The sequence below is a fragment of the Lawsonibacter sp. genome, assembly GCF_022777125.1.
Taxonomy (GTDB): Bacteria; Bacillota; Clostridia; order Oscillospirales; family Oscillospiraceae; genus Lawsonibacter_A; species Lawsonibacter_A hominis.
Window position 1 is genome coordinate 1 of sequence record NZ_JALFGV010000122.1, and the last position, 9,460, is coordinate 9,460.

Genomic DNA, 9,460 nt, shown 5'->3' on the forward strand with positions numbered 1-9,460 from the left:
AAAACTGCCGGAAAAGCTGCGCCCGGGGGCCGGGGGATCGGATATGCAGCCGACACCGACCGGATTCTCCGCGGAAGCGGAACAATCTCTTGTTTGGCTGCGGGAGAGAATGGCTTTTCCGCAGACCATGTTCGGCGCGGCCTTCCTGGGCTATACCGGAGAAGCGTCTGATGGAGATTGGCTGTCAGAAACAGATCAAGCGACGCTGCAGAAATACCCCTTTATTTCCGAAATCGATACGGGGCATACCATCGGGGACGATGATTATCTGTATTGTCTCGTGCCGCTTGATGAAAATGCCACAGTTTCCGTCAATCTCATGCGGTGGGATTCGAAATCAGATACTGAAGAGGTCATCGAGGTTCTCTATCGGTCTGAAGTTGGAGATCCGCTGCTGATCTTTGCAGCCGGCGGGGACGATGCATACGCATACCTGTCCTACATACAGGTTCAGATCGTAGACAACGCAGGCAACAGCTGCGTGTGGGAGCCGCAGCTCTATACATCAACGGGGCACATCGTGCCATGTTTCTCGGAAAACGGAGACTACCTCTCCTTCGACTTTACGGAATACGGCTGGCAGGGCGTTCCTTCCGAGCTTGCACCGTGGCTGGCAGACGGCTGGAGCGGCGTCTATGCCTCCGGGCTTGGCGGCAGCTGGACAACGCAGGCAGTGGCATGGGATACGGACCGTATCGCAAATTACTACCTGTGGTTCTTTCCCGAGGATGAGATGGGAGGAACGGTCGAACTGTATTGGGAATACGAGGGTGCCGATCCTTCTAAAACGACGTGGGAAGAGGTGTGGAGCGGTTTCTGGACGACCACATCCGTCATGGATGGGCCCAGTTATGTGACCGTCAGCCTGTCCCTTGTTGGCGGTGATAACTATGGCGTCACAGACGGCCCGTATTATATCTCGGAGACTTATCCGATTTTGATGAGTCCCAGCGGCGAGGAGATGGTGATCGGCGCTGGGGAGAACGAAGTCAGCCTGCCGTTTATGCCGAAGTACGACGCGCAGCTGTGCGTCCTGACGCTGGACAGCTTGCTCACCGACCCGCTCGGCTGATCTTCTGCGGATTACGGCCTGTTTCGGTATAGACCGTTACAACGCCGGCATGGGAAGGAGGAATTTCAGATGCCAACACAGGTAACAAATTATCAATGCCCCAGCTGCACGGGACCGCTGCATTTCTCCGGTGCGTCCGGCCGGTTGGAGTGCGAATACTGCGGCGCCAGTTATGATGTGGCGGAGATCGAGGCGCTCTACGCAGAGAAAGAAAAAAAGGCGGCAGAAGCCCAGCAGGCGACGGAGGAAGGCGGCGCCGGGCAGGGCGCGCCAGCCGCGGATGGAGGCGCATGGGACACCTCTGACTTTTGCGAGGATTGGGGGGCTGAGGGCGACGGTATGCGGGCCTACGGCTGCCCCAGCTGCGGCGCGGAGCTCATCTGCGAGGAGAGCACGGCGGCGACCTCCTGCCCCTATTGCGGGAACCCCACCGTGGTGCCGGGCCAGTTCTCCGGGGCACTGCGGCCGGATTTCATCGTTCCGTTCAAGCTGAGCAAGGAAGATGCGGTAAAGGCTCTCAAGTCCCACTACAAAGGGAAGTTTTTCCTGCCGAAAAGCTTTACCGGTGAAAATCACGTGCAGGAGATCCGGGGGATATATGTTCCCTTCTGGATGTTCGACGGCGAGGCTGAGGGCGACGCCCATTATGATGCTGCCCGCTCCCGTACATACCGCTCCGGCGACTACGAGATCACGGAGACGAAACACTACGATGTCTACCGGGCCGGAACCGTCACCTTTGAGAAGGTGCCGGTGGACGCCTCCAGCAAGATGCCGGACGGCCACATGGACTCCATTGAACCTTATGACTACAAGGAGCTGAAGCCGTTTTCCACCGCGTATCTCCCCGGCTTCCTGGCCGATAAGTTCGATGTGACGGTGGAACAGAGCCGGCAGCGGGCGGATCAGCGCTGTGAGGGGACCCTTGCCTCCGCGCTGCGCGGCACAGTGAAGCGTTATGACCTCTGCGTTCTCAGAGACAGCAGCGTTCATCTGCGCAGGGGCAAGGTGCATTACGCCCTGATGCCCGTCTGGATGCTGAATACCAAGTGGCATGGGAAGGACTTCCTCTTTGCCATGAATGGACAGACCGGAAAGCTGGTGGGCGACCTGCCGGTCAGCTGGGGGAAGTTCTGGGGGCTGTTTGCCGCCATCGCCGTCCCCCTGTCTGTGATCAGTTCGGCGCTGGTCCTATTGCCGTGAGAAAGGAGGCGGACCGGATATGAAGAAAGCATATACTGCTCTCGCGCTGGCGTTCCTGTTGGCGCTGTCCCTCTGCACTCCCGCAATGGCGGCAATGGAGTACGGCGTGATCTATGACGAAACGGAATCCTTGGGATCGCAGGAACTGACCATGCAGGGAGAACAGACCCTCCCCCAGCTCTCCCAGGCGCTGGGCCTTGATCTGCGGGTGGATGTATTGACCCAAAACAGCTATGACGGACTTGGCGACGCCGCCGCGGGGATCTATGAGGAATATGATTACGGCTATGGCGAGCACAAGGAGGGCGTTACGCTGACCATTCTGCTGGAAGCGCAGGATGGGGATACCTACAGGATGGTTGACGAAAATGACTGGTGCGTCTACGCCAGACTGAGCGATGAGCGGGGCAACGGCCAGGAATTGTCCGGCGCCGTCTACGATGCGGTACAGCCCTATATGGCGGCGCGGGCATGGAACGGCGAGGACATGACCATGAGCGCCGTGGCGCTGACACAGGCAGTGGACGCCATGGCGGAAACGGCGGAGGATTACATCCTCACAAATTGCCCGCCGGCCGGCTCCGGCGAGGATGCCGGCTTGGAAGAACCGGTGCAGGGCAGTGTCACGATGCAGTATGTATTTGATGTTGCAGACCTTCTCCCCTATGAGAAGTGGGAAAAGTTGGAGGCTCGGGCCGAAGCTATTTCCCAAAAGCAGGATTGCGGCGTTTATTTTGCTCTTGTGGATGATTACACGGAATACGGAAACGGCAGTGTCTTTGAGGTCACCTATCAGCTCTATCACGGCAGTGAGCTCGGTATGGGCAGCGGGCGGGATGGGATCATCGTGCTCCTGAGCATGGCCGAGCGGGACTACGCCATGTTCGTCTACGGCGAGTACGCCGAGTATGCCTTTGATGAATATGGGCAGGAGAAGCTGGAGGAGCAATTCCTGGGCGATTTTGGGGAAAACGACTGGTATGGCGGCATTTCCAATTACTTGGACGCCTGTGAGGAATATCTGACGAAGGCCGACGCCGGCAAGCCGGTGCGCCGTCCTTACTGGATCTGGTTCGTCATTTCAGCAGGATGCTCCTGTCTGGCCGCGGGGACGGTTTGCCTGTGGCTGCTGCGTAAGATGAAGTCCGTCCATCAAAAGGCGGAAGCCGATGCGTACCTCACCGCTGGCGGCTTACACCTGACAAAGCAGTACGACCGGTACACCCATACCACCGAAACACGCACCAAGATCCAGAAAGAGAGCTCGGGCGGCAGCGGCGGCAGCACCTACAGCGAAAGCGGGGGCGGCGGCAGCGGCCGCAGCGGGAAATTCTGAGAAGGAGGCCGGATGATGAAGAATTTGCTCCGGCGCCGCTTTCTCCCGGCGATTTTGTGCATGGCACTGGCCCTTGGCCTGTCCGCCTGCGGAGGAGAAGACACACCGCCCGTTGAAACGGACGGTGCGATAGGCACCCTTTCCGGCAGCAAGGGAGAAAAAGATTCCGGGGTGGGTGTGTTCTCCGGCAGCGGGGAAGAAACAGCGGAGGCGGAATTGGCGGAGGAGTCCCTGAACCTGTTGTATGACGCCATGGCATACGATGACCAGTACGCCGGCGCGGTCGCCTATCTGGGATACAGGAAGCAGGGGGACTCCACCCCACTGTCGGACTGGCTGGTGGAGAATTGTGCCGGATTGGTCGAGGCGATGCCGTTTCTGCTGCATATACCGGCCGAATGTATCCTCGGCGCAGGTTGGGGTGATTTATTCTGCATCGTTCCCCGGGATGAGAATACCAGCCTTGCCGTGAACCATGTCACCTGGGAATCTCTCGGTAACGGCGTTTGGCCTGTACCGGGTGAGGTGCTCTACCGGGAAGAGTGTGCCCAGCCTGTACTGATATTCGTAAATTATGAGCAATGGCGGGATGAACCGGACACGGAGATCGTCCTTGTGGCAAACGATGGCGTGGAGATGAAGTGGCTCCCGCTGACCGATGAATACGGCATTCCCATCGTGCCCACCGGGGAGGACTATATCCCCATGCTGATGGATTTCGGCATCTGGGGCTATGTGACCGGGCTGGACTACCCCGAGGACTGGGAGCCGTCCGGGGACGACTGGTGGCTACCGCCCACAGACTGGGGGCTGGCTTACACAAATTGGACCTGCGAGCACTGGTACATGGAGTTCGGCTGGGGCGACAGCGACCCGGACTATTCCGGGCGCATCGATCTCTACCATCAGCCGGAGGATGGACAGGAGTATGCATACTCATATTCCGGCATCTGGCGTATGGAGGGCGACTGCCTGTATCTGGACCTCTCGGACGGCGCGGGCACCCGCATGAGCGGCAGCTTCCCGGTGCTGATCGACCCATCCGGCGAATCTCTCCATATCCAGCAGGATCGTGAAACCGGTGTGTGTCCACCCTTTTTTGGCGAGGGCATGACCTGTATGGATCTGATACGCGCCTATGGCTGAGAGAACATCAGGCGCACGAGTGTGGGACAGGCGTGAAAGGAGTATTTGTATGAGTATTTTTGACAGGCTAAAGCAGTCCGCCGTGGATGCCGCGGCGACAGCAGCCACAGCCATTGGAAACAAGCGGGAAACCTTTACCTTCACGGCCCTCCCTGAGAGCCTTGCCCAGATGCAGGCTCTCCCGGAGGCGGCCCTTGACACCCCCTTTCAGACGGCGGCGCTGACCGTGCTGGCCCTGTGCGCCTATGCCGCTGACCGGCAGATCGGCACGGATATGCTGAATTGGCTGCGGGGGCCCCGTCCTTTGAACGGACAGGAGATCTCCTTCTTAAACGACCGCTTCCGTGACGGAAAAACCTACCTTCCCTTCACCTACTTCGCCGGCTCTACCCCCGACAACAATTATACACCCACCCAGCCCTATACCATCCGGGTGGAAAGCAACCATGTTTCCGGCGAGGAGCAGGGCTATATGAAACTGTTTATCCCCTGCGGCGGCGCGGACAGCCCTCGCCCCATCAAACTCCGGCAGCGGGGCAGCGATGGGAAATGGTTCCTCTGGGAGCAATATCTGCTCACCGGTGTCCGTACCCCCAAGTCCGCCGACCCCTGGGCGTGAGTCAGGCGGCGCGGCTGTGGAGGCTCGGCTCATGGAAGCCGGAGCAGGCGGGAGCGATCAGAAAACCATCTGTATTTATCGGATTGGATAGAGGGTGCCGATCATGAAAACAGTGCTGTTTATATCATCCAATAAGGTGCTGGGACAGGGGTTGTCAGCGGCCATCCAGGCAAAGCCGGAGCTTGACTTCCTGTGGGCGGCCCAGCTCCATTATCCGCAGGCTGTGGTCGGCGTTGATATCTTTCATGCGGATGTGGTGATATTGGATATTGTGGATCAGGCGGATATGGATCAGGCGATCGGGATCTGCCAACCTCTTCGGCAGGTTGAACAGGACCTCAAGATCCTGCTTCTGGTCAGGCCGGAACAGTCCGCCGTATGCAGCCGTGTCATAGATGCAAAAAATGCCGGACTGATCGATGATTTCGTCTTTTATGATAGTTCTCTGGCGTATCTGCTGGCGAAATTGGCGGCGTTTTCATAGAATGATTGGATATCAATGAAGAAAAACCGACTGCAATTATCTAACTTGTAACTACGAATAAATGAGTGATTGCTATGCGGCATGAGTCAAAATGGATCTGCTGTCCTCAGTGCGGCAGCAAAACGAAAGTCAAAGTATATGAAGAAACGGTTTTAGTAAAATTCCCGCTATACTGTCCAAAATGTAAAAAGGAATTCATGGTCAATGTGGTAAAACTGAAGATGGTATTAAGCGACGAGCCGGATGCTTAAAGCACAGAGCCTGCTGATCCCCCTGTCGGGGAAAAGCAGGCTCTGTTTTTTTATGTAGTCATCCAATCTCAATGGCGTCCTTTGTCCGGAGTGCGGCAATGACCGATTCCACCACCGGGATCAACGCTTCGGCCTCCTGCTCACTGCATTCCTCAATCATAAGCCGAAGCTGTTGTAGAGCGGGAGTTTCGCGCTGCAACTCAGGGTTAAAAATGGTTCTGGCATCAATACGGAGGGCACGGATCAAAGGGTAGAGCACCTCCATCTTGGGATTTGCCTTGTAGTTCTCAATATTCATCACGGTTCGCACATCGATATCCGCCATGTCTGCTACCTGAAGCTGGGTCAGACCGCGCTGATAACGTGTGCTCTTCACCGCATTTCCCAATGGATAGGAGAAGTCATACATCGCAGTTCACCTCAAAGATATTCTACAATACATCTTTTTGCGGGTGAATGCGACACAATTCGCTTGTTAGATGTATCGCGATGCACGAACCAACAAGCCTGAGATACATAAAACTGAATTACATTATCGGCAAGACAGTCGCATTTGCCGAAGAACAAAAATTTTAAGGGGGTGATGCTGGCTGTCTGTGTGCCGGCCGCGTAAGTGGACAAGGAGAAATGCAACATGGCAGATAACAGCTGCCGCATTAAGTTGTTCCATCTGGTTAAGCCGAGTCACACTGCTTTCAGGACAGCACGAGGAAGACTGTCAAGAAAAAAACGGGGTACGCAAGCTGGGCATATGAGAAAGAAAGAAAAACCTCCGCCTGCTGCCCCTGTATCCCGCCCTGGACTTCTTAATGCAGATCAAGCACAGGTTGCCGATTCTCCATTTTTGCACGGGATCGGCAATTTATTTTTTAATGATAATCTTTCTGTTGGGTGCCGTGATCCTCCGAACTGAAATTCGGTCTCATCCAAATTTCAGAAAACGGAGGAAAGTGTTATGGGCTTCAACAGAGATAGCTATGCCGCTCGAATCAAGAATTTACGGAAAAGCCGAGGACTTACGCAGGAGCAGCTGGCAGAGAAAATGAACATCACCAGTACATACATCCTGAAAATTGAAAACGGAAAGCAGACCGGCTCAGTTGAACTGGCTGTGGAGCTTGCAGCATTCTTCGATGTCTCCCTGGATTATCTTTTGTCGGGGAGAGAATTTAAAGCTATGGATCAGAAGCAGAACCTGCGAATGACCATTGCATTTTTGTCTGAATTGGAGGCAAAACTCTAAAACCTTCCATTTTGGGTAGGTAACCTTCCATTCTGTTTATGTAATTCTGAAACACACAGAGTTACAATCTTAGTGAGATCAGTTAATCTCACAGTACCTTGAAAAATACTGCTCCAGGCAGTCATATCCGGTAGCATAGATACATCAGCTGACGGAGCCAGCGTCAGGCCGAGTGCGCAAAGACCACCTGTGCGGATCATTTCCGCATCTAAGGACGGCCAATTAAGGTGCAGAGCGATACCCACTCAGGCCAGAGCAGGATTGGCACCCTGCTTCGCCAAGATCCCGTCAGCCCACAATGGTACTCCTGTACGCAGCTTCGGGCGTTCCCCGGAGGGGTGAGATTCCCGTGATGTGCGCCAGCACAGTTTATGTTGCCGCCCTGCCTGGGGAAGTAGTGTCGAATACAGGCAAAATTCTTGATATTAGAAGCAATGGAGGTCGCCTGCAATGTAGTAGAGCAAGCCAAGGCTTCCCCAACCAAATTGGGCGGCCTCTATTTTTGTGGTATCAAGGTTCAGTAAAACCGTAAATGAAGGGAGGATTACTATGACAGTACAGAATGTAAACATCGATTACTGTGGCATTATCACGCTGCTTAAAAACCTTGTCCAGATTGGGAAATGCACCGAAAAAGAGGCTCAAAAAATTGCAAGCTACCTCTCTGTGCAGGATGGTGTGGAGATCATTCTGTTTCCCTGATTTTCGTTGCATTTGGTGATAGCTATTGGGGCAAAAGTGTGGTAGTGTTTGTTGCTGTAAGGAGGTGAACTGACATGGAGAAAAAGCAGCTGACCGATGGAAGTATGGCCCTGCAGGAAAAGCAGTGCAGAGTTATTACGATAGAGGCTACTGAAAAGCAGCAGGACATCAAGCTGCGGGTAGCTGCTTACGCCCGTGTCAGCTCTGCTTCCGATGACCAGCTCAACTCCTTCGCCGCTCAGAATCGGTACTACGCAGACCTGATCTCCGGAAAAGAAAACTGGAGCATGGTGGACATTTATGCAGATGAGGGTATCACAGGCACTTCTGCTGAAAAGCGGGAGGACTTCCAACGACTTCTGGCAGATTGCCACAGAGGGCTGATTGACCGGATATTGGTGAAATCCATCTCCCGATTTGCCCGAAACACCACAGAATGTCTGGAGACGATCCGAGAACTGAAAGCGCTGGGAATCAGCATCTACTTCGAAAAAGAAAATATCGACACATCCACCATGTCCGGTGAGATGATGACGGCCATATTCGCTGCCTTCGCTCAGGCTGAGAGCGAATCAATCTCAGGTAATATGCGGTGGAGCTATCAGAAACGAATGCAAAGCGGTAAGTTCATTACCTGTAAGGCGCCGTTTGGATACCGGTTGTGCGATGGGAGGCTTGAAATCGTAGAATCCGAAGCACAAATCGTGCGGTTGATCTTCGACAGGTTCCTGGCTGGGTACAGCACCACAGAAATCGCATCGGAAATCACAAGCTTAGGAATTCCCACAAGAGATAAAATCCCATACTGGCAGCACACAACGGTCTGCTATGTCTTGCAAAACGAAAAATATGTCGGTGACTCCCTGCTGCAGAAACGATATTCGACTGATACCCTTCCGGTCAAAAAGAAGATAAACCACGGAAATAAGGATCAGTACTACATTGTAGACAGTCACCCACCTATTGTGGACAGGCTCATATTTGAAAGGGCGCAGGCGCTGTATCAGGCGAAAAGCTCTAAAATTACCCATTCACCTCGGGAGCAATATCCCTTCACCATGACGATCCTGTGCGGAAACTGTGGGACATACTTCAAAAGGAAAATGTCAAAGGACATAACATACTGGGTGTGCCGCAAACACGACAGACAAAAAGATGCCTGTGTCATGGAACAGATACCAGAGTCCCAAATCGAGGAAGCCTTCCTGCGTCTGTACTATAACCTCAAGCACCATGGAGAGCCAATCCTCTCCCAGATGATCACCAGTCTCCTGACGATCCGCAACCGCAGAATGCTCTGGAGTCTGGATGTCATTGAGCTGAACAAACAAATATCTGAACTTTCCAGTCAGAATCAAATGTTGACCACGCTGAAACAGCAGGGCCTCATTGATCCTGACATTT

The 9,460-nt window shown here is 54.3% G+C and carries 12 protein-coding genes; 11 read left to right on the forward strand and 1 reads right to left on the reverse strand.

Annotated elements, in window-relative coordinates; translation table 11 throughout:
- The 7 genes from MR825_RS10140 to MR825_RS10170 form a co-directional block, all read left to right on the forward strand.
- Positions 1-1,072, forward strand: a 1,072-nt coding sequence (locus tag MR825_RS10140) for a hypothetical protein (protein ID WP_287880578.1), incomplete at its 5' end; no start/stop codon positions are given.
- A gap of 69 nt (positions 1,073-1,141) precedes the next feature.
- Positions 1,142-2,275, forward strand: a complete 1,134-nt coding sequence (locus tag MR825_RS10145) for a hypothetical protein (protein ID WP_287880580.1) — start codon at positions 1,142-1,144, stop codon at positions 2,273-2,275.
- A gap of 19 nt (positions 2,276-2,294) precedes the next feature.
- Positions 2,295-3,611, forward strand: coding sequence for a TPM domain-containing protein (locus MR825_RS10150; RefSeq protein ID WP_287880582.1), 1,317 nt, complete (start codon positions 2,295-2,297; stop codon positions 3,609-3,611).
- Positions 3,612-3,626: 15 nt separating this feature from the next.
- Positions 3,627-4,757 (forward strand): hypothetical protein, encoded by a 1,131-nt coding sequence (locus MR825_RS10155; protein ID WP_287880584.1) that lies wholly within the window; start codon positions 3,627-3,629, stop codon positions 4,755-4,757.
- A gap of 49 nt (positions 4,758-4,806) precedes the next feature.
- Complete coding sequence (locus MR825_RS10160) at positions 4,807-5,376, forward strand: DUF6935 domain-containing protein (RefSeq protein WP_287880586.1); 570 nt, start codon at positions 4,807-4,809, stop codon at positions 5,374-5,376.
- Positions 5,377-5,479: 103 nt separating this feature from the next.
- A complete protein-coding gene (locus MR825_RS10165; protein ID WP_287880588.1) occupies positions 5,480-5,860 on the forward strand; it encodes a hypothetical protein in 381 nt (126 codons plus the stop codon).
- Positions 5,861-5,934: 74 nt separating this feature from the next.
- Positions 5,935-6,111: a cysteine-rich KTR domain-containing protein gene (locus tag MR825_RS10170; RefSeq protein WP_116721489.1), complete on the forward strand. Its 177-nt coding sequence runs from the start codon at positions 5,935-5,937 to the stop codon at positions 6,109-6,111.
- Positions 6,112-6,169: 58 nt separating this feature from the next.
- Here the strand turns inward: MR825_RS10170 and MR825_RS10175 are convergent, their stop codons facing one another.
- Positions 6,170-6,520 (reverse strand): helix-turn-helix transcriptional regulator, encoded by a 351-nt coding sequence (locus MR825_RS10175; RefSeq protein WP_186908299.1) that lies wholly within the window; start codon positions 6,518-6,520, stop codon positions 6,170-6,172.
- Between the two features lie 225 nt (positions 6,521-6,745).
- Between MR825_RS10175 and MR825_RS10180 the strand changes: the two genes are divergently transcribed.
- The 4 genes from MR825_RS10180 to MR825_RS10195 form a co-directional block, all read left to right on the forward strand.
- Positions 6,746-7,024 (forward strand): hypothetical protein, encoded by a 279-nt coding sequence (locus MR825_RS10180; protein ID WP_207723788.1) that lies wholly within the window; start codon positions 6,746-6,748, stop codon positions 7,022-7,024.
- Positions 7,025-7,066: 42 nt separating this feature from the next.
- A complete protein-coding gene (locus MR825_RS10185) occupies positions 7,067-7,354 on the forward strand; it encodes a helix-turn-helix domain-containing protein (protein ID WP_116721491.1) in 288 nt (95 codons plus the stop codon).
- Positions 7,355-7,903: 549 nt separating this feature from the next.
- Positions 7,904-8,056: a hypothetical protein gene (locus tag MR825_RS10190; protein WP_165366523.1), complete on the forward strand. Its 153-nt coding sequence runs from the start codon at positions 7,904-7,906 to the stop codon at positions 8,054-8,056.
- A gap of 74 nt (positions 8,057-8,130) precedes the next feature.
- A partial coding sequence (locus MR825_RS10195; RefSeq protein ID WP_287880592.1) for a recombinase family protein occupies positions 8,131-9,460 on the forward strand: 1,330 nt, incomplete at its 3' end.

Coding starts and splice junctions, on each gene's coding strand:
- MR825_RS10145 (WP_287880580.1), top strand. CDS start 1,142: ATGCCAACACAGGTAACAAATTATCAATGCCCCAGCTGCACGGGACCG.
- MR825_RS10150 (WP_287880582.1), top strand. CDS start 2,295: ATGAAGAAAGCATATACTGCTCTCGCGCTGGCGTTCCTGTTGGCGCTG.
- MR825_RS10155 (WP_287880584.1), top strand. CDS start 3,627: ATGAAGAATTTGCTCCGGCGCCGCTTTCTCCCGGCGATTTTGTGCATG.
- MR825_RS10160 (WP_287880586.1), top strand. CDS start 4,807: ATGAGTATTTTTGACAGGCTAAAGCAGTCCGCCGTGGATGCCGCGGCG.
- MR825_RS10165 (WP_287880588.1), top strand. CDS start 5,480: ATGAAAACAGTGCTGTTTATATCATCCAATAAGGTGCTGGGACAGGGG.
- MR825_RS10170 (WP_116721489.1), top strand. CDS start 5,935: ATGCGGCATGAGTCAAAATGGATCTGCTGTCCTCAGTGCGGCAGCAAA.
- MR825_RS10175 (WP_186908299.1), bottom strand. CDS start 6,520: ATGTATGACTTCTCCTATCCATTGGGAAATGCGGTGAAGAGCACACGT.
- MR825_RS10180 (WP_207723788.1), top strand. CDS start 6,746: ATGGCAGATAACAGCTGCCGCATTAAGTTGTTCCATCTGGTTAAGCCG.
- MR825_RS10185 (WP_116721491.1), top strand. CDS start 7,067: ATGGGCTTCAACAGAGATAGCTATGCCGCTCGAATCAAGAATTTACGG.
- MR825_RS10190 (WP_165366523.1), top strand. CDS start 7,904: ATGACAGTACAGAATGTAAACATCGATTACTGTGGCATTATCACGCTG.